Genomic DNA, 19,178 nt, shown 5'->3' with positions numbered 1-19,178 from the left:
CTGAGCGGTGTTCAGTATGGAGGCGGGCCCCGCCTCACCCCACGGCGGGCCTGCGCCACTCCCGGGCGCCCGCCGCGCGCATCAGGGTCAGGGCCGCGTCCGGGTCGCCGGAGACCAGCGGGTGCACGAGTTCGACGTAACGGACCTGGCCGGCCAGGGACCTGCGGAGCTGGCGGAGGCTGCGGGCGCCGAAGGAGACCGCGCCGCGGCGGTCCACCACGCCTGCCGTGACGGCCAGCGTCTCTATACCGACCTTGCACTCGGTCAGTGCGGTCCTGCGGCAGACGTGGATCTCGACGTCGCCCTGCCACAGGCCGAGGACCACCTTGTAGGTCACGCCCGAGCCGGCGTAGGTCGCGACCGCGAGATGCCGGTCCCCTTCCCCGCCGCCCGGTCCGTCAAGACCCAGCCGCCGCGCGGCCTCGGCGAACGCCGCCCGCGCCTCGCCGTGGAAGGCCTCTGTTCCCGGAGCCATCCCCGCCCCCTCGCTCGTCCGGCACCGACGACCGCTCAGCGTAGCGACGTGACCGCCCCCTTCTCGGCCCATTGAGTGACCCGACGGTCAGCCCGCCCGGCAACCGTCATCCACGCTCCTAATCTGATCGCATGTCAGATGACGAGTCGTACGAACTGCTCGGGTTCGACAACGTGGTGATGCCCGTCGGAAGGCTCGCGGACGCCGTCGCCTTCTACGAGCGGGCCGGGTTCACGGTGGGGTTCCGGTTCGACGAGGGCGGGATCGCCCTGCTGAAGGTCGGGGGCGAGACGCCGGGGATCCTGCTGCGGGCCGAGGAGGGCCTCGGGCACCGGCCTGCGGTGTGGGCGTCGCCGCGCGTGTGGCTGGAGGTGCCGGACGCGCGGGCCGCGGCCGGGCGGTTCAAGGCGGCGGGGATCGCGGTGCTCGACGAGCCGTTCTCCGTGGCCACCGGCTGGACCGTCGAGGTCGCCGACCCCTGGGGGAACATCCTCGGCTTCACGGACTACAGCAAGCGGCCGGAGCTGGCGCGGCGGGGGTGAACGGGGTCACCCCGCGACTGAGTTGAACATGTTCAAAACCGGGTCTACAGTCATCCCTGTCAGCGTTTTGAACGCGTTCAAGAAGGGGTGGGGCATGGACCGCACGGTCATCGCCTACGTCATCTACCTGCTCGTCAGCATCGGTCTGACCATCTGGGTGGCCCGCACGCTCAGCCACAACGGGCGGATCTTCCTCTCCGACGTCCTGCACGGGAACGAACAGCTCGCCGACGCCGTCAACCACCTGCTGGTCGTCGGCTTCTACCTCGTCAACCTGGGCTTCGTCGCGCTCTACCTGCACACCAGCGACACGGTCGAGGACACCCGGGGCATCTTCGAGGCGCTGTCCGCCAAGCTCGGGGTGGTGCTGCTGGTGCTCGGCGTGATGCACCTCGGCAACGTCTACGTGCTCAACCGGATACGGCGCCGCGGAATCATGGAGAAGGAGCAGTTCCCGCCGGTCCCGCCGCAGGGCTGGACCGCACCGGCGGCCGGGGCGTGACCGCCGTGACCGCGACCGACGACCGGGGCGCCGTGCGCGTCCCGGTCCACGGGCTCACCGTCCTCTACGACGCCGAGTGCACCCTCTGCACCCACCTGCGCGACTGGCTCGTCCGGCAGCCGCAGCTGGTGCCGCTGGAGCTGGTCCCGGCGGGTTCGGCCGAGGCCAGGACCCGGTTCCCGGACCTCGACCACTCGGCCACCTTCGACGAGGTCACCGTCGTCGGCGACGCGGGGCAGGTCTACCGGTCCACCGCCGCCTGGATCGTCGTCCTGTGGGCGCTGCGGGAGCAGCGGCCGCTCGCCCACCGGCTGAGCACACCGGCCGGGGCCCGGCTGGCCCGGGGCGCGGTGCTCGCCGCCGCCCGCTGGCGGGGTGCGCAGTGGGGCGGGAAGGTCTACCGGCGCGAGGACGGCTGGTCGTACGACCCGGGTCTCGGGTGGACCTACGACCCTCCGGGCTGTGCCGGCGGCGCCTGCGCCACTCGTTAGGCTCTGTCCGTGTCCGCGAAGAACGACGGTCCCGTCGAGACCGGTGCCCAGAGCAGCAAGTCCGAGCAGACCCGTGCGCTGATCCTGGAGACGGCGATGCGGCTGTTCCGGGAACGCGGCTACGAGAAGACCACGATGCGGGCGATCGCCACCGAGGCCGGGGTCTCCGTCGGCAACGCGTACTACTACTTCGCCGGCAAGGAACACCTGATCCAGGGCTTCTACGACCAGCTCGCCGCCGAGCACCGGGTGGCGGTCCGCGAGGTGCTGGACAAGGAGACCGACCTGGAGGCGCGCCTCGCCGGCGTCCTCAAGGTGTGGCTGGACATCGCCCGGCCGTACCACGAGTTCGCGGTCCACTTCTTCAAGAACGCCGCCGACCCCGACAGCCCGCTCAGCCCCTTCTCCCCGGAGAGCGAGCACGCGCGCGTGGAGGCGATCAGCGTGCACCGGGAGGTGCTGGCGGGCGCCAAGACCAAGGTGGCCCCTGAACTGCGGGACGTGCTGCCCGAGTTGATGTGGCTCTCGCAGATGGGGCTGGTCCTGTACTGGATCTTCGACCGGACCGAGGGGCGGGAGCGCAGCTACCGGCTGGCCGAGCGGGGGGCCCGGCTGACCGCGCGAGGGGTGTCCCTCGCGCGGTTCCGGGTGCTGCGGCCGCTGGTCCTTGAGGTGCACGAGCTGTTCACGGACTTCCTGCCGGGGATGACCCGGGTGCTGCCGGATCCGGGGGGCAGGGCGAAGGGTGCGTGATCGCTTTCGGGTGAAGGGGGTCGAACGGGACAGTGAGGGGCTGAGCTGCCTACGATGATGGTCTCGACACCAGCCCCTGGGAGGCACGCGATGTCCGCCGCAGCCATCGAGCACCCCTTCGACGACGAGCCGTTCTCGCTCACGGCCATCGCCGACGAGATCATGGAGCGCCATCCGGGCTACCGAGTCGAGATCATCGGAGGCCACCTCCTCGTGACCCCATCACCGGATGTCGCGCATGCACGGGCTCTGACGAAGCTCATGCGCCCCTTCATTGCTGCCGGGCTGGACGACGGAGACACCGAGGTCCTCCAGAACGTCGGCCTCTGGCTGCCGACCGGAGCCGAGGACTACGCCATCCCCGACCTCGTGGTCGTGGACGCCGACATCGACGACCACCTCGTCGAGAACAACGCCTACGAACCGATCTGTTTCCGCCTCGTCCTGGAGGTCACGTCCACCAACTGGAAGGACGATCTGAAGACCAAGGCCGGCGCCTACGCCCAGGCCAAAGTCCCGGTGTACGTCATCGTCGACCGCAAGCACCAACGTCTCCACGTGCTCACCGATCCCACCGGGGAGAAGTACGAGCATCACCGCCCGTACTCCCCCGGCGAGACCGTCACGTTGCCCGAATCGATCGGTGCCAAGGTCGCCCTCGACGTGGACCAGATCCTCAAGGCCGCTCAGAAGAAAGCTAGTTGACCGCGTCCACCTCGTCCCCGCTCAGCTCCACGTCATACACCACCGGCCCCTCCCCCACCGTCACATGCCGGGCCTTCGAGCCGTACGACGCCGACGTGACCGCCAGCAGATACGCGCCCGGCGCCGGTACCGACACGATGTAGGAGCCGTCCGCCAGGGACGTGACGCGGTCCAGCTGGCGGCCGCCCTTGGACATCAGGGTCACCGTCGCCTCCTCCACCGGGTCGCCGTCCGCCGTGCGGACGAAGCCGTGGATCGCCGTGGCCGGGCCGGTGGGCTCGGCCGGCTCCGGGGCCGCCGTCGGCTCCTGGGGCTCCACCGCCAGGTGCGGGAGCCGCTTGTCCAGCCAGGCCGGCAGCCACCAGTTGGAGTTGCCCAGCAGGTGCATCGCCGCCGGGACCAGGGCCGTACGGAGGATGAAGGCGTCCAGGGCGACCGCCGCCGCGAGGCCCACGCCCGCCGTCGCCGCGCCCGAGTCGCCGCTGAGGACGAAGGCCAGGAAGACGCAGACCATGATCAGGGCCGCCGAGTTGATCACGCGGCTGGTCTCCGCGAGGCCGACCCGGACCGCCCGCGCGTTGTCCTTCGTGTGCACCCACTCCTCGTGCATCCGGCTCACCAGGAACACCTGGTAGTCCATGGAGAGGCCGAAGAGGAGCGAGAGCATGATGACCGGGAGGAACGCGTTGATCGGGCCCTCCTTGCCGAGGCCCAGCAGGTCCAGGCCCCAGCCCCACTGGAAGACCGCGACCAGCACGCCGAAGGAGGCCGCCGCCGCGATCAGGTTCATCAGGGCGGCCGTCAGCGGGACGACCAGGGAGCGGAAGGCGACCAGGAGCAGCAGGAAGCCCAGGGTGATGATCGTCGCGATGAAGAGGGGCAGGCGGTCGCCGGTGACGGAGGCGAAGTCCTTGGACACCGCCGTCACACCGCCCACGTGCGCCTCCGCGCCCGCCTGCGGGATCACCTTGTCGCGCAGGGTGTCGATCAGGTCGTCCGTCTCCTTGGACTGCGGGGAGGTGGTCGGGACGACCTGGATGACCGTGACGCCCTGGGACGCGGGCAGCTCGGCCACCTGGGCGACGCCCGGCGTCGACTCCAGGCCCTGGACCAGCTTCGCCGTGTCGCCGCCCGCGCTGACCACCTGGAGGGGGCCGTTGAAGCCGGGGCCGAAGCCCTCGGCGAGCAGGTCGTAGGCCTTCCTGGTGGTCGTGGACGCGTCGTCGTTGCCCTGGTCGGTGGCGCCGAGGCGGAGCGAGAACACCGGGATGGCCAGGACGGCCATGACGACCACCGCGAGCGCGGCGATGCGGCGCGGCCGCTTCTGCACGCTCGCCGACCAGCGGGCCGCGAGACCGCTCGCCTTCTCCGGCTCCGGGCCCTCGGCGGCCAGCCGGCGGCGCTGGCGGCGGCTGAGGACGCGCGGGCCGAGGAGGCCGAGCAGGGCGGGCAGGAGGGTGGTGGCCGCGAGGACGCTGAGCACGACCGTCAGCGAGGTGCCGATGACCACGCCGTCCAGGAAGTGCAGCCGGGTGACCAGCATGCCGGCCAGCGCGATGCAGACCGTGCCGCCCGCGAACAGCACCGCCCGGCCCGAGGTGTTGAGGGCGGTGACCGCCGACTCCTCCGGGTCCATGCCGCGCAGGATGCCGCGCCGGTGCCGGGTGACGATGAACAGGGCGTAGTCGATGCCGACGCCGAGGCCGATCAGGGAGGCCAGCAGCGGGGCGATGTCGGGGATGTCGACGACGTGGCTGAGCAGCTGGGTGGAGAACAGGCCCATGCCGACGCCGAAGACCGCGATCGCGATGGGCAGGGTCATCGCGAAGAACGAACCGAAGGCGAGGAAGAGCACGACGGCGGCCGCGATGATGCCGACCATCTCGGAGAGGCCCTGCGGCGGCTCCTGGACGCGCTGGATGGCCTGGCCGCCCAACTCCACCTGGAGGCCGCTGCGTTCGGCGGCCTGCGCGGTGTCGAGGACCTTCTGCACCTGCTCCTTGGGGATTTCGTTCGCCCGCTTGGTGAAGGTCAGCTGGGCGTAGGCGATCGTGCCGTCCTTGCTGATCTGCGCGGATCCCCGGGCGCCGGCGTAGGGGCTGGTGACCGCGCCCACGCCGGGCAGCTTCGCGATCGTGTCGAGGGCCGGCCGGATCCGGTCCTGCACCGCCTTGTCCCGCACCGAACCGCTGTCGGTCTTCCACACCACGGTGTCCGTGTCGCCCGAGGTGTTCGGGAAGGCCTTCTCCATCAGGTCGTACGCGCTCTTGGAGTCCGTGTCGGGGAGGGAGAACACGTTCGCGTAGTTCGTGCCCGCCGCCGAGGCCGAGAAGCCCACGCCGACGAGTGCCCCCACCCACAGCAACAGGACCACCAGCCGGTGCCGATAGCACCACCGTGCCAATGCCGTCACGCTCAACAGCTCCTTGTCGTAGATCACTTCGGTCGGTTGGTCCCCCAGGTCCTGGGCAACAGGATCGGCAGCGGGACGGGCGCCGGGACACGGGGCGCGCATGACTCTCAAGGAACTCCAAAGCTGCGCGCCCCCGGCTGTCGGTGGCGGCGCCGATACTGGGGGCATGACGGCTCCAGGCAGCACCGTGCTGATCGTGGAGGACGAGCCGAGCATCGCGGACGTCCTCGCCATCGCCCTGCGCTACCACCGGTTCGAGGTGATGACGGCCGGCACGGTCCGGGACGCCCTCGCGCTGGCCGAGCGCACCCGGCCGGACGCGGCCCTGCTCGACGTGATGCTGCCGGACGGCGACGGACGGGCGCTGGCGCGGGAACTGCGCTCCCGGCAGCCTGACCTGGCCCTGGTGTTCCTCACCGCGCGGGACGCCCCGGCCGAGATAGTCGGGGCGCTCGGCTACGGCGACGACTACATCACCAAGCCCTTCAACATCGACGAGGTCGTCGCCCGGATCGGCGCCGTGCTGCGCCGCACCCGCCCGGCGGACGTCATCCAGCAGCGCCCGCCGCTGCGCTACGGCGACCTGGAGCTGGACGAGACGACGTACTCGGTGCACCGCGCCGGCCGCACGGTCGAGCTGACCCCGACCGAGTACGCGCTGCTGCGCTTCCTGGTGCGCAACGGCGGCCGGATCGTGCCGAAGGAGCAGTTGCTCAGGCACGTCTGGCAGTACGAGCACATACCGTCCGAGTCGACCGTCGTGGAGACCTACATCAGCTACCTCCGGCGCAAGCTCGACGCCCTGGGAGCGCCGGTGATCACCACCCGGCGCGGCGTCGGGTACGGCCTGACATGAGCCTCGGCAAGCGCCGGCACCGGCACGGAGTGCACTCGCTGCGCGGCAAGCTCACCCTGGCCAACGTGGGGCTGCTCGCCGTCGGCATCGTGGTGGCGGCCGTCGTCAGCATCATGGGCATGCGGCTGTACCTGCTCGACCAGGTGGACTCCGAGCTGCTCAAGATGCGTACGTCGCTGGGGGGTTCGGGACTGACCCTGCGGCAGGTCGACTCGCTGAGCGCGCTCGGTGTGATCCGCGACCGGATCATCCCCACCGAGTCCGACCCGACCCCGGACTCGATCTTCGCGGTCATCGACGCCAAGGGCGAGGCGATCTCCCTCTTCGACATGAAGCCGACCGAGGCCCAGCGCGCCCTCGCCGCCGCCGTGTCCGACCCGCGCTCCCTCGCCGCCGCGCCCGACCCGCACGACATCGAGGTGCACGGCGCGACCTACCGGGTGACGGCGACCCGGCTCGCCGACGGCCCCTACGTCCTGCTGGCCCAGTCGACCGAGCTGCTGCACAAGGGCATAGCCAAGGCGCTCAAGCTCGACTTCGCGGTCGGCTCGCTGCTGCTGGGGCTGCTGTGCTGCCTGACCATGTACAGCGTGCGGCAACGGCTGCTGCCGCTGGAGGACATGGTGGAGACGTCGTCGGCGATCGCCGAGGGCGACCTGACCCGTCGGGTGCCCTCCAGCCAGCACCCGACCGAGGAGGTCGAGCAGCTGCGGCTGGCCCTCAACGCCATGCTGCACCAGGTGGAGACGGCGTACCGGACCCGCGAGCGCAGCGCGGCCCAGCTGCGCCGGTTCGTCGCCGACGCCTCGCACGAGCTGCGCACCCCGCTCGCCGCCATCCGCGGCTACCTCCAGCTCTACGACAAGGGGATGCTGAGGGAGCCCGGCGAGCGGCGCCGGGCCTGGGACCGGATGCACGGCGAGGTGGACCGGATGGGCCGCCTCGTCGACGAGCTGCTGCTGCTCGCCCGGCTCGACCAGCGGCCGGAGATCAGGTTCCGCAACGTCGACGTGAGCCGGCTGGTGCGGGACGCGGCGGAGGACCTGCGGGCTCAGCAGCCGGGGCGGCCGGTGGCCGTGCAGGCCGACGGGGCGGTGCTGGTGCGGGCGGACGAGTCGGGGCTGCGGCAGGTGCTGGGGAACCTGATGGCCAACGTGCGGGTCCACACGCCTGCCGACGCCGCCGTGCGGCTGGGGGTGGAGCGGGCGGACGGGGTGGTGCGGGTGTGCGTGGCCGACGAGGGGCCGGGGCTGCAGGAGGAGGACGCGGGGCGGATCTTCGACCGGTTCTTCCGGGTGGGGAGTGCGGAGGGGAGCGGGTTGGGGATGGCGATCGTGCAAGGGGTGGTGGAGGCGCACGGGGGTGACGTGTCCGTGCGGACGGCGCCTGGGGAGGGGCTGGCGGTGACGGTCACGTTGCGTTGCAGCTGAGTTTCGGGTGCGGGTGCGTGGGGGCTGATCGCGCAGTTCCCCGCGCCCCTAAAGCAGGGCGTCGCGGTGAGCGCCCCTTCAGGGGCGCGGGGAACTGCGCGGGCAACCACGACGGCGCCGCGGCCGATGGCTACGGGTCGACCGAGATCAACGCCCAGACGGTCTTGCCGTGGACTCCCCGGCTCCACACTCCCCACGCCGCCGCGACCGTCTCCACCAGGTGCAGGCCCCGGCCCGTCTCGTCGTCCTCCCGCACGATGCGCAGGCGGGGTTCCGCGCGGCCCTCGTCCGAGACCTCTATCAGGCAGGACCCGTCGGCCAGGGCGGTCACCGCGACCTCGAACTCCCGCTCGCGCAGGGGGCCGTGGCGGACGACGTTGGTGGCGAGTTCGGAGACGAGGAGCAGGGCGTCGCCGACCGCGGGGGTGTCCGGGCCGTGGCCCCACGCGGCCAGGTGGTCCCGGACCCGGTGCCGGGCCAGGCCGACGGACGCCGGGTGCCGGGGGAGCCGGAAGGCGTTGCGTCTCAGCACGTCTGCTCCTCACCCCACGCGCACCCGCGTCACACGGTGCCGCGCCGGGTGTCAGCCCGTCAGATCCAGTTCAGACTCCACAGGCGGAAGATGCCCGAGCTGTCGTTGAGGTACTGGGCGCCGCCCACGTCCTCGCTGCTGAGGACGTAGTCGGTGCGCTGCCACAGCGGGATCAGCGGGACGTCGTTCGCCACGTCCGTCTGGACGGTGCGGAAGTCCTGCTCGGCCCGGCTGCGGTCGGCGTACTGCTGGCTGTCCTGGAGGAGGCCGTCGACGGCCTTGTTGCTGTAGCCGGTGCTCATGACGGAGTCGGAGCCGACGAGGGCGGCGCCGAAGGTGTCCGGGTCGGGGTAGTCGGCGACCCAGCCGACCGCCCAGGCGTCCATCTTCCCCTCGGCCCACGACTTCTGGAAGTCGGTCCACTCGTAACCCTTGACGTCCACCTTGAACAGGCCGCCCTTCTCCAGCTGCTTCTTCAGCGCGGCGGCCTCCTCGGCTCCCGCGCCGTGGCCGATGCCGTAGCCGAAGGAGAACTCGACGGGCGTGCTGACGCCGGCCTGCTCCAGGAGCGCCTTCGCCTTGGCGACGCTCTGGGTCGGGTAGGTGTCGAAGAAGGACGTGGTGTGGCCGGTGAGGCCGCTCGGGATCAGCGAGTACAGCGGCTGCACCGTGCCGTCGTACACGGACGCGGCCAGGTCCTCCCGGTTGACCAGCCAGGCGAGGGCCCGGCGGACCAGCACGTCGTGCAGGGAGGAGTTCTTGCGGGTGTTCAGGTACAGGTTGCGGGTCTCGGAGGTGTCCGACTCCAGGACGCGCTGGTCGGGGTCGCTCGGCGAGAGCTTGGAGACCATGGCGGGCGGCAGCGTCCGGGTCGCCACGTCGACCTGCTTGGCCTTGTACGCGCTGGCGAGCTTGGCCGAGTCGGCGTAGTAGCGCAGCTCGACCGGGCGGCCGGTGCCGCTCAGCTCGCCCTTGTAGCTGCCGTTGGGCCGCAGGGTCGCCTGCTTGTCCTTCGTGTACGACGTCAGGGTGTACGGGCCCGTGCCGTCCACCGAGTTGTCGGTGCGCAGCTTGTCCGCCGGGTACTTGTCCTTGTCGACGATCGCGCCGGCGCCGGTGGCCAGCTTGAACGGGAACGTCGCGTCCGGGGACGACAGGTGGAAGGTGACGGTCCTGCCGGAGGCGGTCACCGAGTCCAGCGTCGAGAGCAGGGAGGCCGGTCCGACATCGGAGTTGATCTTCTTGACCCGGTCGAAGGAGTACTTCACGTCCTCCGCGGTCATCTCCCGGCCGCTCGGGAAGGTGATCCCCTCCCGCACCACGCAGCGGTACGTCCTGAGGCCCGTGTCCGTGAACTGGCAGCTCTCCGCCGCGTCCGGGACCGGCTTGACACCGTCGGGCTCGAAGGTGAGCAGGGTCTGGAAGACGTTGTTGAACAGCGCCCAGGAACCGGCGTCGTAGGCGCCGGCCGGGTCGAGTGAGGTGACCGCGTCGGTCGTGCCGACGGTGATCGTCTTGTTCTTGTTCCCCTGCGACGGCAGCAGCTGCCAGCCGCCGATCCCCACGACCGCCAGGACGACGAGTGTCACGAGAATCCGCATGCGAACAGATCGCATGGTTGGTGCCCTCCCCAGGACCAGCGCGGGTCCGCTCCAGGCCCTACCCAGGCCCTCCGCAAATGCCACTCCCCTAAGTGACGCGGCTCACCTAATCACAGGTGTTTCATGTGGGGGAAGAGTGATCTGACTAGATGAGGAAGAACTTACCGAGGGCTTGTTTCCGCCGGATTTCACAGCTCTTCCACAGTGTGTGCGGGGCTGTTTCGGTCAGGCCTGCTTCGACGCCAGTTCGATGACCGTGATGTCCGACGGGGCGCCCACGCGGGTCGGCGGACCCCAGGCGCCGGCGCCCCGGGAGACGTACAGCTGGGTGTCGCCGTAGCGGTCCAGGCCGGCGACGGTCGGGTTGGCCGCCGCCGCGACGAAGTTGCCCGGCCAGAGCTGGCCGCCGTGGGTGTGGCCGGAGAGCTGCAGGTCGACGTGGTGCCGGACGGCCTCGTGGATCTGGACGGGCTGGTGGGCGAGGAGCACGCAGGCGCGGGCCGGGTCGCGACCGGCCAGGGCGCGGTCGAAGTCGGGGCCCTGGCCGGTGCTCTCGCCGGCGAGGTCGTTCACTCCGGCGAGGTCGAAGTGGGCGAGTCCGGTGCGGGCGTTCTCCAGGGGGTGCAGGCCGAGGGTGCGGACCTCCTCGACCCACTGCCGGGCGCCGGAGAAGTACTCGTGGTTGCCCGTGACGAAGAAGCTGCCGTGGCGTGCGGACAGCTGGGCCAGGGGGGCGGCCGCCGGGCCGAGGTCCTTCACGCTGCCGTCGACGAGGTCGCCGACGACCGCGATCAGGTCGGGCTGGGTGGCGTTGATCGTGTCCACGACCCGCTGCGCGAAGCCGCGGCCGAGGATCGGGCCGAGGTGGATGTCGCTCACCACGGCGATGCGGTAGCCGTGGGCGGCGCGGGGGAGTTTGGCGAGGGGGACGGTGACGCGTTTCACGCGGGGGCCGCGGAGGACGCCGTAGGTGCCGTAGCCGACGGTGGCCGTCGCCGCGGTGGCGGCTGCGCCGCCGACGACGCGGGAGACGAAGAGGCGGCGGGTTGGAGTGGGGGTGGGGGTCGGATGTCGGGTGCGGGCGAGTGGGGGGTTTTCGCGTAGTTCCCCGCGCCCCTGATGGGGGCCACCGGTTGGTGTCAACACGTGCGCGTCGTGGGGGCTGGTCGCGCAGTTCCCCGCGCCCCCGAGGGGGCGCTTGTCGTCACGGCGCTTCATGAGACGGCTCAGTAGAGGCCTCAGCGCCTCCCCCGCCACCACCGCCAGCAGCAGGTACAGGGACAGGACCATCCACAGGAAGCCGGGCCAGGCGAGGGCGCGCTGGAGTACGAACGGTGCGTGGCCCACCTCTGCGAACAGGGCCGCGAACATCAGGACCGGGCCGACGACGAACAGGGTGGTGCCCAGTCGGCGCGGCAGACCCCACCCGGTGGTCGTGTCGCGCACCAGGCGGCGCCACAGGTACCAGTACAGGGCCGTCACCACGGCCAGAGCGAGGAGCCCGAAGACGATGATCACCCTGCTGTGCCTCTCCCCGGTGCCGTTGCTATGACGTGCGGCGCAGTGCGCGTACTCCGCGCAACCCGATGACCCCGATGACCGTCCCCAATACGAAGGACACGACGGCCAGCGCCAGGTGGATCCAGAAGTACGCCGTGGGGTGGCCGTCGTCGAAGGCGAGTCCGCTGCCGTCCTTGACGAGGTTCTTGACGAAAGTGATCCAGATGAACCAGCTCCACACCCCGAACACGAGCAGGAACCAGGAGACCGGACGGCTGAGCTTCATGGGTTCAGTATCTCCGGCCGGTGTCCGGTTCCGATTCCGGGGTGGGGTCGGTGATGGGACTTCGGCCTCCCGGGCAGGTACGTTCTCGTCCGTGTCCGCTCCGAAGCCGAAGGCCGGCCGCGCGCTGCTGGTCGTCTCCGCCGCCCTGCTGTCCCTGTCGTCCACCGCGCCGGCCGCGCTCGCCGCGCCGACCCCGTCCACGACTCCGTCGGCCACTCCCCCGGCCGGCATGTCCACGGTGGGCGGTACCCGGCTCGGGCAGCCCGGTACCCAGGTGAACCCGGCCGCCGGGGTGCCGGCGCTGCCGAAGGACATCACGGGGCGTTCCTGGATCGTCTCCGACGCCGAGTCGGGCGAGGTGCTCGCGGCGCACAACGCGCACTGGCGGCTGCCCCCGGCGAGCACCCTGAAGATGCTGTTCGCGGACACGGTGCTGCCCCGGTTCCCGAAGTCGACCCCGCACCAGGTGGTGCCGGCCGACCTGGCGGGCATCGGCGCCGGTTCCAGCATGGTCGGGATAAAGGAGGGCCAGACCTACACGGTCCACGACCTCTGGCTCGGGGTGTTCCTGCGCTCCGGGAACGACGCCGTGCACGTGCTGTCCGCGATGAACGGCGGGGTCGAGCGGACCGTCCGGGACATGCAGGACCATGCCGACGAACTGCAGGCGCTGGACACCCATGTGGTGAGTCCGGACGGGTACGACCAGCCGGGGCAGGTGTCGTCGGCGTACGACCTGTCGCTGTTCGCGCGCTCCGGGCTGCAGAAGAAGGACTTCCGGGAGTACTGCTCGACCGTGCGGGCCAGTTTCCCGGGCGACACGACGAAGAACGCGAAGGGCAAGTCGGTGCGCGGGTCCTTCGAGATCCAGAACACCAACCGGCTGCTGAGCGGGGACACCGACGTCCCGGTGTACCAGGGCATCGCGGGGGTGAAGAACGGCAACACCACCAACGCGGGCGCCACCTTCACCGGGGTCGCCGAGCGCAACGGCCGGGTGCTGCTGGTCACCGTGATGAACCCGGATAACAAGGAGCACAACGAGGTCTACAAGGAGACCGCCAAGCTGCTCGACTGGGGTTTCCAGGCGGCCGGCAAGGTGACTCCGGTCGGTGAGCTGGTGCCGCCCAAGGGGGCCGTGACCTCCAGTGCCGCGCCGTCGGCCACCGCCGCCGGCAAGGACGACGACGCGAGCTCGAAGCCGGTGGCCGCGGCCTCCGCCGACAGCTCCCGCGGGGTCGGGGTGGCGCTGGGGATCGCGGGCGGGGCGGTGGTGCTGCTGGTCGGCGCGGCGTTCCTGGTCAACCGCCGTTGGCCGCTGCCGGATCTGGTGCGCCGGCGGACTCGTCCCTGAACTCGGCGGTGGTCTCCTCCGCCGTCCAGGCGGCGCAGTACAGGACGATCCTGGCCGTGAAGTTGATCCACAGCAGCAGGGCCACCGGGACGCCGAACGCGCCGTACATGCTCTTTCCGGCGACGCCCTGGATGTAGCCGCTGAGCAGCAGCTTGAGGAGTTCGAAGCCGACCGCGCCGATCAGGGCCGCGATGAGCAGGCGGCGGCGCGGCGGCTCGACGCCGGGCAGCAGGGTGAGGACGTAGAGCAGCAGCAGGAAGTCGGCCGTCACGGCGACGGCGAAGGCGGCGGTGCGGAGCAGGATGCTGCCCCAGCTGTGTTCGGCGATGCCGAGCTGCCGGGACGTCCAGCCGACCGCCGCCGAGGCGACGGTGGAGACGGCGAGCGTGACGAGCACCGCACCGCCGAAGCCGATCAGGATCAGCCCGTCCTTGGCCTTGGCCAGGATCGGGTTCTTGTCCATGTCGGGCAGCTCCCACACCGCACGCAGGCAGTCCCGCATCTGGCCGACCCAGTTGATGCCGGTGAACAGCAGGACGGCACCGGCGATCAGACCGACCGTGCCGGCGTTCTGGACCAGGGAGTGGATGTCCAGCTGGTCGGAGATGCCGGGCACCTGGTCGGCGATCTTGTTCTGGAGCTCCTGCTGCCGGGACTCGCTGAGCGTGGCGGCGCCGATCGCGGCGCCCACGGTCAGCAGCGGGAAGATCGAGACGAAGCTGATGAAGGTCATGGCCGCGGCCAGCCGGGACCACTTCACCCGGTCGAGCCGCTCGTACGACCGCCACACGTGCGTCGTCATGAGCCAGCCCACGAGGGGGCCGACGACGGGAAGTCTTCTCAGCCAGTCCATGATCCGACTCTGCCCCCTCCGCGGAACACCAATGTGCGGGTACCCCAGAAGCGCAGGACCGTGGCCAGCGCCATGCCGACGACCGCGCCGGAGACGGTGTCGGCGCGCTGTGAGGTGAGGCCGAGACCGTAGTGGCTGACGGCGAGGCAGAGCAACTGGACCAGGGCGCCGGCGAGGTTGACGGCGACGAAGACGGCGTAGGGGCGCACCCCGCTCGCCCGTGTGTGGCGGTAGGTGCCGCAGGCGTTGCCGAGGTAGGCGACCGTGCAACCCGCCACGAAGGAGAGGGACTTGGCGGTGAGCGGGTCGAGGGCGGCCGGGCCGCGCAGCAGGCTGAAGAGGCCGAGGTCTGCGGCGTAGGCGAGCAGGCCGACGCTCGCGAAGCCGATCAGTTCGCGCGCGGGCGCGGTCACCAGTGGGCCACGGCGAGGCCGTACATGGCCAGCCAGGCCAGGCCGATCAGGGCGAGGGCGCGGTCGCGCAGGACGACGTCCTCGGGTTCGCCCGCGGTGCCGCGGTCGGCGAAGACGGCGTACCGCAGGATCGCCAGGATGAAGGCGACCATGGACAGCTGGCGCCAGGGCAGCAGGCCGGCGGCGGGCCCGTCGCGGCCCTCCAGGGCCCACAGGCAGTAGGCGAGGACGGCGACGCCGGCGGCCAGCTGCCAGACGAAGCGGAGGTAGCCGGTGGTGTACTCGGTGAGCAGCGCGCGCGTGGCGCCGGCCTTCCCGGCCATCTGCACGGCCTCGGAGTAGCGCTTGGCGGACACCATGAAGAGCGCGCCGAAGCCGGTGGTGATCAGGAACCAGCGGGACAGCGGGATGCCGAGGGCGACCCCGCCGATCATCGCCCGCATCAGGAAACCGGTGGTGACGACCACGAGGTCGACGACCAGGACGTGCTTCAGGACGACGCAGTAGGCCAGTTGCATCCCCAGGTAGGCGGTCAGCAGGACCGGGACCAGGGGTGGGGTCAGCCGGGCCGCGAGCAGGGGGGCGAGGACGGCCAGGAGGCCACCGGCGGCGTAGGCGACGGGCACCGGGACCTGGCCGGCGGCGACCGGGCGGCGGCACTTGACGGGGTGGGCGCGGTCGGCCTCGGCGTCCCGGGCGTCGTTGATCAGGTAGACGGCGGCGGCGCAGGCCGTGAAGAGGGCGAAGGTCAGGGCGAGGCGGCCGAGCGCGGGCACCGAGAAGAGCCGGCCGGCGGCGGCCGGGGCGGCGACCACGAGGGTGTTCTTGACCCACTGCTTGGGGCGGGTGGTGCGCAGCAGGCCGAGGAGTACGCCGCGCAGGGTGACGGGGGCCCGGGGTGGTGCGGACGGCCGGGCGGAGTGGGCGCGCTGCTCATGCAGAGTCGTTTCAGCAGCGCCCTCGGCCGGCGCCTTCTCCGCTGCCGTCCCGGTGACGCCGCCGGCGGCGTGGGCGGTCTCGGTCACGCCGGGCCTCCGCTCATCCAGCGCGCCCCGGCGCGGGCCGTGAGCGCCCCGAGGGCCGCGCCCGCCGCCACGTCCGTCGGGAAGTGCACGCCGACGACCAGCCGGGACAGGCACATGGCGGTCGCCAGGGGCGCGAGGGCGGGCACGCCGAGCGCCCCGAAGGCGACGGCGGCGGCCGCCGCGGAGGTGGCGTGCGAGCTGGGGAAGGAGTGCCGGCCCGCGGTGTGCATCCGGGGCCGGACATGCGCGGGGCGCGCCCGGCGTACGACCCGTTTGACGCCCATGCTGCCGAGGTGTGCGACCGCGACAAGCGCCGTGCCGCGCAGCCAGGCGCCGCGCCGCGCGCCGTCCACGGCGGCCCCGGCGAGGCCCGCCGCGAGCCAGAGCGCGCCGTGCTCGCCGGCCAGGGAGAGACCGCGCGCGGCCGACGCGACGCGTGGATCGGCACCGCAGGCGTGCAGCGCGGAGAGGATCCGGTGGTCCATGTCGTCCATTGGACTCACTGTTCACCTTCACCCCGCCAAAGCTACGACCCTATTGAGCGACATTCGGATAATCACCCGTTTCGAGGAGTCGGGTGATCTTCCGTAACCAACCCCCTATAGCTCACATAACACCCATACGGCAGCGATACGGTCGTCCTCATGCCTGGAACGCCTGACGGGCCCGCAGGCCCCGCCGCGCCGGAGACCACCGTCCCCGTCACCGGCTGGGGCCGCACCGCCCCCACCGCCGCCCGCCTGATCCGCCCCCGGACCTACCAGGAGGCGGCGGACGCGATCCGCACCTGCGGGGCGCGCGGCGGTATCGCGCGGGGCCTGGGGCGGGCCTACGGCGACGCGGCGCAGAACGCCGGCGGTGCCGTGCTCGACATGACGGGCCTGGACCGCGTCCATGCCATCGACGCCGACGGCGGCACCGTGCTGTGCGACGCCGGGGTCTCGTTGCACCGCCTGATGGAGGTGCTGCTGCCGCTCGGCTGGTTCGTCCCGGTGACCCCGGGGACCCGCCAGGTGACGGTGGGCGGCGCGATCGGCGCCGACATCCACGGCAAGAACCACCATGTCTCGGGATCGTTCTCCCGTCACGTGCTGTCCTTCGAACTCCTCACCGCCGACGGCCAGGTCCGTACGGTGAGCCGCGGCACCCCGCTGTTCGACGCGACGGCCGGCGGCATGGGTCTGACCGGAGTGATCCTCACGGCGACCGTCCGCCTCCTCCCCGTCGAGACGTCGTACATGTCCGTCGACACCGAACGCGCCACCGACCTCGACGACCTGATGGCCCGGCTGACCGGAACCGACCACCGCTACCGCTACTCGGTCGCCTGGATCGACCTGCTCGCGCGCGGGGCGGCGACCGGGCGGGCGGTGCTCACGCGCGGCGACCACGCGCCCAGGGAGGCGCTCGGCAAGGCCACCCGCGCCGGGCGCGCGCCGCTCGCCTTCCGCCCCCGCACCCTCCCGGCCGCCCCCGCCTTCGTCCCCGACGGTCTCCTGGGCCGCGCCACCGTGGGCCTCTTCAACGAACTCTGGTACCGCAAGGCACCCCGTGCCCGGGTCGGCCAGCTCCAGGGCATCTCCGCGTTCTTCCACCCGCTGGACGGCGTCCCGCACTGGAACCGCGTCTACGGCCGGGCCGGCTTCGTCCAGTACCAGTTCGCCGTCGGACACGGCCAGGAGGCCGCCCTGCAACGGATCGTGGCCAGGATCTCCGAGCGCCGCTGCCCGTCCTTCCTGGCCGTCCTCAAGCGCTTCGGCGAGGCCGACCCCGGCTGGCTCTCCTTCCCCGTGCCCGGCTGGACCCTCGCCCTCGACATCCCCGCCGGGCTGCCCGGCCTCGGCACCTTCCTCGACGAACTGGACGAGGAGGTCGCGTGCGCCGGCGGCCGCGTCTACCTCGCCAAGGACGCCCGGCTCCGTCCCGACCTGCTCGCCGCGATGTACCCGCGGCTCGCCGACTTCCGCGCCCTGCGGGCCGAGTTGGACCCCCGCGAGGTGTTCGTCTCCGACCTGTCCCGCCGTCTCGGTCTCTGAATCCTCAGGAGTTGCAGTGAAGGACGCCTTCGGAATGCCCCAGTCCCTGCTCGTCCTCGGCGGTACGTCGGAGATCGCGCTGGCCACCGCGCGCCGGCTGATCGCCCGCCGCACCCGCACGGTCTGGCTGGCCGGCCGCCCCTCCCCCGCGCTCGAACGGGCCGCCGAGCAGCTGCGCGCCCTCGGCCCCGACGTCCACACCGTCCCCTTCGACGCACTCGACCCCGACTCCCACGAGACGGCCCTCGGCAAGGTCTTCGCCAACGGCGACATCGACCTCGTCCTGCTCGCCTTCGGCATCCTCGGCGACCAGGCGACCGACGAACGCGAACCGGTCAACGCCGTGCGCGTCGCCCAGACCAACTACACGGGCGCCGTCTCGGCGGGCCTGGTCGCCGCACGGGCCCTGCAGACCCAGGGCCACGGCTCCCTGGTCGTCCTCTCCTCGGTCGCCGGGGAACGCGCCCGCCGCTCCAACTTCATCTACGGCTCCAGCAAGGCGGGCCTGGACGCGTTCACCCAGGGGCTGGGCGACGCGCTGCACGGGACGGGCGTGCACGTGATGGTCGTCCGGCCGGGGTTCGTCCGGACGAAGATGACCCGGGGCCTGGAGGAAGCCCCCCTCGCCACCACCCCGGAGGCGGTCGCGACGGCGATCGAGGTGGGGCTGCGCAGACGCTCGGAGGTGGTGTGGGTGCCGGGGGCGCTGCGGGTGGTGATGTCGGCACTGCGGCATGCGCCGCGGTCGGTCTTCAGAAGGCTGCCGATCTAGCCCGCAGGCTACCGACTGGCGATGGACCCTCGCTCCGCATGCCCCACCTGAGGCGGAACAACGGCCCCCCCGAACGCGTACTCGCGCAGCTTCCGCCACACCCCGTCCGCCCCCTGCTCGTACAACGCGAACCCCGTGCACGGCCACGCGGCCTCGAAGTCCGCGAGCTCGGTGAACGCCCGGTCCATGGCCGCCTCGTCGATCCCGTGCGCGACCGTCACATGCGGGTGGTACGGGAACTGCAGCTCGCGGTCGAGCGGCCCGGACGCGTCCCGGACCCGCTGCTGCAGCCAGGAACAGGCCTCCGCCCCCTGGGCGACCTGGACGTACACCACCGGCGACAGCGGCCGGAACGTACCCGTACCGCACAGCCGCATCGGAAACGGCCGGCCCACCGCGGCGACCTCGCCCAGGTGGGCCTCCACCGCGGCCAGCGCCCCCGCGTCCACCTCCGTCGGCGGCAGCAGGGTCACGTGCGTGGGGATGGCGTGGGCCGCGGCGTCGCCGAAGCCCGCGCGCCGCTCCTGGAGCAGGCTGCCGTGAGGCTCCGGGACCGCGATCGACACGCCGATCGTTACGGTCCCCACGTCATCTCCCGTCGGTCGTGGTGGGCGGACGCATGTCGGGTTCGTACCCGGG

21 protein-coding genes are annotated in these 19,178 nt (G+C 71.6%); 10 read left to right on the top strand and 11 right to left on the bottom strand.

Annotation, left to right across the window (positions count from 1 at the left end; all coding sequences use genetic code 11):
• Window positions 1-34 precede the first annotated feature (34 nt).
• On the bottom strand, window positions 35-475 hold the full coding sequence (locus ACFZB3_RS11690; protein ID WP_391373296.1) for a hypothetical protein: 441 nt from the start codon (window positions 473-475) through the stop codon (window positions 35-37).
• Window positions 476-606: 131 nt separating this feature from the next.
• Between ACFZB3_RS11690 and ACFZB3_RS11685 the strand changes: the two genes are divergently transcribed.
• From ACFZB3_RS11685 to ACFZB3_RS11665, 5 genes are all read left to right on the top strand, one after another.
• Window positions 607-1,017 (top strand): VOC family protein, encoded by a 411-nt coding sequence (locus ACFZB3_RS11685; RefSeq protein ID WP_351714978.1) that lies wholly within the window; start codon window positions 607-609, stop codon window positions 1,015-1,017.
• 94 nt (window positions 1,018-1,111) lie between these two features.
• Complete coding sequence (locus ACFZB3_RS11680; protein WP_384029594.1) at window positions 1,112-1,519, top strand: hypothetical protein; 408 nt, start codon at window positions 1,112-1,114, stop codon at window positions 1,517-1,519.
• On the top strand, window positions 1,516-2,010 hold the full coding sequence (locus ACFZB3_RS11675; protein WP_391373292.1) for a DCC1-like thiol-disulfide oxidoreductase family protein: 495 nt from the start codon (window positions 1,516-1,518) through the stop codon (window positions 2,008-2,010). Before ACFZB3_RS11680 ends, ACFZB3_RS11675 begins: the two co-directional genes overlap by 4 nt.
• A gap of 9 nt (window positions 2,011-2,019) precedes the next feature.
• Complete coding sequence (locus ACFZB3_RS11670) at window positions 2,020-2,763, top strand: TetR family transcriptional regulator (RefSeq protein WP_391373289.1); 744 nt, start codon at window positions 2,020-2,022, stop codon at window positions 2,761-2,763.
• A gap of 90 nt (window positions 2,764-2,853) precedes the next feature.
• A complete protein-coding gene (locus tag ACFZB3_RS11665) occupies window positions 2,854-3,468 on the top strand; it encodes a Uma2 family endonuclease (RefSeq protein ID WP_391373286.1) in 615 nt (204 codons plus the stop codon).
• On the opposite strand, the gene ACFZB3_RS11660 is transcribed toward ACFZB3_RS11665, so the two are convergent.
• Window positions 3,461-5,872, bottom strand: a complete 2,412-nt coding sequence (locus ACFZB3_RS11660) for an MMPL family transporter (protein WP_391374040.1) — start codon at window positions 5,870-5,872, stop codon at window positions 3,461-3,463. The genes ACFZB3_RS11665 and ACFZB3_RS11660 overlap by 8 nt on opposite strands.
• Window positions 5,873-6,047: 175 nt before the next feature.
• Between ACFZB3_RS11660 and ACFZB3_RS11655 the strand changes: the two genes are divergently transcribed.
• Both ACFZB3_RS11655 and ACFZB3_RS11650 read left to right on the top strand, forming a co-directional pair.
• On the top strand, window positions 6,048-6,737 hold the full coding sequence (locus ACFZB3_RS11655; protein WP_391373284.1) for a winged helix-turn-helix domain-containing protein: 690 nt from the start codon (window positions 6,048-6,050) through the stop codon (window positions 6,735-6,737).
• Window positions 6,734-8,167 (top strand): ATP-binding protein, encoded by a 1,434-nt coding sequence (locus ACFZB3_RS11650; RefSeq protein WP_391373281.1) that lies wholly within the window; start codon window positions 6,734-6,736, stop codon window positions 8,165-8,167. The genes ACFZB3_RS11655 and ACFZB3_RS11650 overlap by 4 nt, the downstream gene beginning before the upstream one ends.
• 130 nt (window positions 8,168-8,297) lie before the next feature.
• Here ACFZB3_RS11650 and ACFZB3_RS11645 read toward each other — a convergent pair whose 3' ends face one another.
• The 4 genes from ACFZB3_RS11645 to ACFZB3_RS11630 form a co-directional block, all read right to left on the bottom strand.
• Window positions 8,298-8,699 carry an ATP-binding protein gene (locus ACFZB3_RS11645; protein WP_391373279.1) on the bottom strand — a complete coding sequence of 134 codons (402 nt, stop codon included), beginning with the start codon at window positions 8,697-8,699 and terminating at the stop codon, window positions 8,298-8,300.
• A gap of 59 nt (window positions 8,700-8,758) precedes the next feature.
• A complete protein-coding gene (locus tag ACFZB3_RS11640; RefSeq protein ID WP_391373276.1) occupies window positions 8,759-10,315 on the bottom strand; it encodes an ABC transporter substrate-binding protein in 1,557 nt (518 codons plus the stop codon).
• A 210-nt stretch (window positions 10,316-10,525) separates the two neighbouring features.
• Window positions 10,526-11,818 (bottom strand): metallophosphoesterase, encoded by a 1,293-nt coding sequence (locus tag ACFZB3_RS11635; protein ID WP_391373274.1) that lies wholly within the window; start codon window positions 11,816-11,818, stop codon window positions 10,526-10,528.
• 28 nt (window positions 11,819-11,846) lie between these two features.
• Complete coding sequence (locus ACFZB3_RS11630) at window positions 11,847-12,086, bottom strand: SCO4848 family membrane protein (RefSeq protein WP_391373271.1); 240 nt, start codon at window positions 12,084-12,086, stop codon at window positions 11,847-11,849.
• 91 nt (window positions 12,087-12,177) lie between these two features.
• Here ACFZB3_RS11630 and ACFZB3_RS11625 point away from each other — a divergent pair, with 91 nt between their 5' ends.
• Window positions 12,178-13,440 carry a D-alanyl-D-alanine carboxypeptidase family protein gene (locus ACFZB3_RS11625; protein ID WP_391373268.1) on the top strand — a complete coding sequence of 421 codons (1,263 nt, stop codon included), beginning with the start codon at window positions 12,178-12,180 and terminating at the stop codon, window positions 13,438-13,440.
• Here the strand turns inward: ACFZB3_RS11625 and ACFZB3_RS11620 are convergent.
• From ACFZB3_RS11620 to ACFZB3_RS11605, 4 genes are all read right to left on the bottom strand, one after another.
• Window positions 13,388-14,293 (bottom strand): YhjD/YihY/BrkB family envelope integrity protein, encoded by a 906-nt coding sequence (locus tag ACFZB3_RS11620; protein ID WP_391373265.1) that lies wholly within the window; start codon window positions 14,291-14,293, stop codon window positions 13,388-13,390. The two genes, ACFZB3_RS11625 and ACFZB3_RS11620, sit on opposite strands and share 53 nt — an antisense overlap.
• Window positions 14,281-14,706, bottom strand: a complete 426-nt coding sequence (locus ACFZB3_RS11615; RefSeq protein ID WP_391373263.1) for a GtrA family protein — start codon at window positions 14,704-14,706, stop codon at window positions 14,281-14,283. The genes ACFZB3_RS11620 and ACFZB3_RS11615 overlap by 13 nt, the downstream gene beginning before the upstream one ends.
• The gene (locus ACFZB3_RS11610; RefSeq protein ID WP_391374037.1) at window positions 14,703-15,647 is read right to left on the bottom strand and encodes a decaprenyl-phosphate phosphoribosyltransferase; all 945 of its coding nucleotides are present in this window, start codon (window positions 15,645-15,647) and stop codon (window positions 14,703-14,705) included. Before ACFZB3_RS11610 ends, ACFZB3_RS11615 begins: the two co-directional genes overlap by 4 nt.
• A gap of 80 nt (window positions 15,648-15,727) precedes the next feature.
• Window positions 15,728-16,225, bottom strand: coding sequence for a phosphatase PAP2 family protein (locus tag ACFZB3_RS11605; RefSeq protein WP_391373260.1), 498 nt, complete (start codon window positions 16,223-16,225; stop codon window positions 15,728-15,730).
• Between the two features lie 150 nt (window positions 16,226-16,375).
• On the opposite strand from ACFZB3_RS11605, the gene ACFZB3_RS11600 reads away from it, so the two are divergent.
• Complete coding sequence (locus tag ACFZB3_RS11600) at window positions 16,376-17,767, top strand: FAD-binding protein (RefSeq protein ID WP_391373258.1); 1,392 nt, start codon at window positions 16,376-16,378, stop codon at window positions 17,765-17,767.
• Window positions 17,768-17,783: 16 nt separating this feature from the next.
• The gene (locus ACFZB3_RS11595; protein ID WP_391373255.1) at window positions 17,784-18,539 is read left to right on the top strand and encodes a decaprenylphospho-beta-D-erythro-pentofuranosid-2-ulose 2-reductase; all 756 of its coding nucleotides are present in this window, start codon (window positions 17,784-17,786) and stop codon (window positions 18,537-18,539) included.
• 8 nt (window positions 18,540-18,547) lie between these two features.
• On the opposite strand, the gene ACFZB3_RS11590 is transcribed toward ACFZB3_RS11595, so the two are convergent.
• Window positions 18,548-19,126 carry a 2'-5' RNA ligase family protein gene (locus tag ACFZB3_RS11590; protein WP_391373252.1) on the bottom strand — a complete coding sequence of 193 codons (579 nt, stop codon included), beginning with the start codon at window positions 19,124-19,126 and terminating at the stop codon, window positions 18,548-18,550.
• Between the last annotated feature and the right edge of the window lie 52 nt (window positions 19,127-19,178).

The sequence above is a fragment of the Streptomyces sp. NPDC008092 genome (assembly GCF_042957285.1).
Classification (GTDB): Bacteria; Actinomycetota; Actinomycetes; order Streptomycetales; family Streptomycetaceae; genus Streptomyces.
The sequence above is the reverse complement of the archived record's forward strand: the minus strand, read 5'-3'. Positions and strand labels throughout refer to the sequence as shown.

Bases quoted from the DNA above. Each gene is read 5' to 3' on its own strand.
- ACFZB3_RS11600 (WP_391373258.1), top strand. From the start codon at position 16,376: ATGCCTGGAACGCCTGACGGGCCCGCAGGCCCCGCCGCGCCGGAGACC.
- ACFZB3_RS11620 (WP_391373265.1), bottom strand. From the start codon at position 14,293: ATGGACTGGCTGAGAAGACTTCCCGTCGTCGGCCCCCTCGTGGGCTGG.
- ACFZB3_RS11685 (WP_351714978.1), top strand. From the start codon at position 607: ATGTCAGATGACGAGTCGTACGAACTGCTCGGGTTCGACAACGTGGTG.
- ACFZB3_RS11650 (WP_391373281.1), top strand. From the start codon at position 6,734: ATGAGCCTCGGCAAGCGCCGGCACCGGCACGGAGTGCACTCGCTGCGC.
- ACFZB3_RS11690 (WP_391373296.1), bottom strand. From the start codon at position 475: ATGGCTCCGGGAACAGAGGCCTTCCACGGCGAGGCGCGGGCGGCGTTC.
- ACFZB3_RS11640 (WP_391373276.1), bottom strand. From the start codon at position 10,315: ATGCGATCTGTTCGCATGCGGATTCTCGTGACACTCGTCGTCCTGGCG.
- ACFZB3_RS11605 (WP_391373260.1), bottom strand. From the start codon at position 16,225: ATGGACGACATGGACCACCGGATCCTCTCCGCGCTGCACGCCTGCGGT.
- ACFZB3_RS11630 (WP_391373271.1), bottom strand. From the start codon at position 12,086: ATGAAGCTCAGCCGTCCGGTCTCCTGGTTCCTGCTCGTGTTCGGGGTG.
- ACFZB3_RS11665 (WP_391373286.1), top strand. From the start codon at position 2,854: ATGTCCGCCGCAGCCATCGAGCACCCCTTCGACGACGAGCCGTTCTCG.
- ACFZB3_RS11680 (WP_384029594.1), top strand. From the start codon at position 1,112: ATGGACCGCACGGTCATCGCCTACGTCATCTACCTGCTCGTCAGCATC.
- ACFZB3_RS11655 (WP_391373284.1), top strand. From the start codon at position 6,048: ATGACGGCTCCAGGCAGCACCGTGCTGATCGTGGAGGACGAGCCGAGC.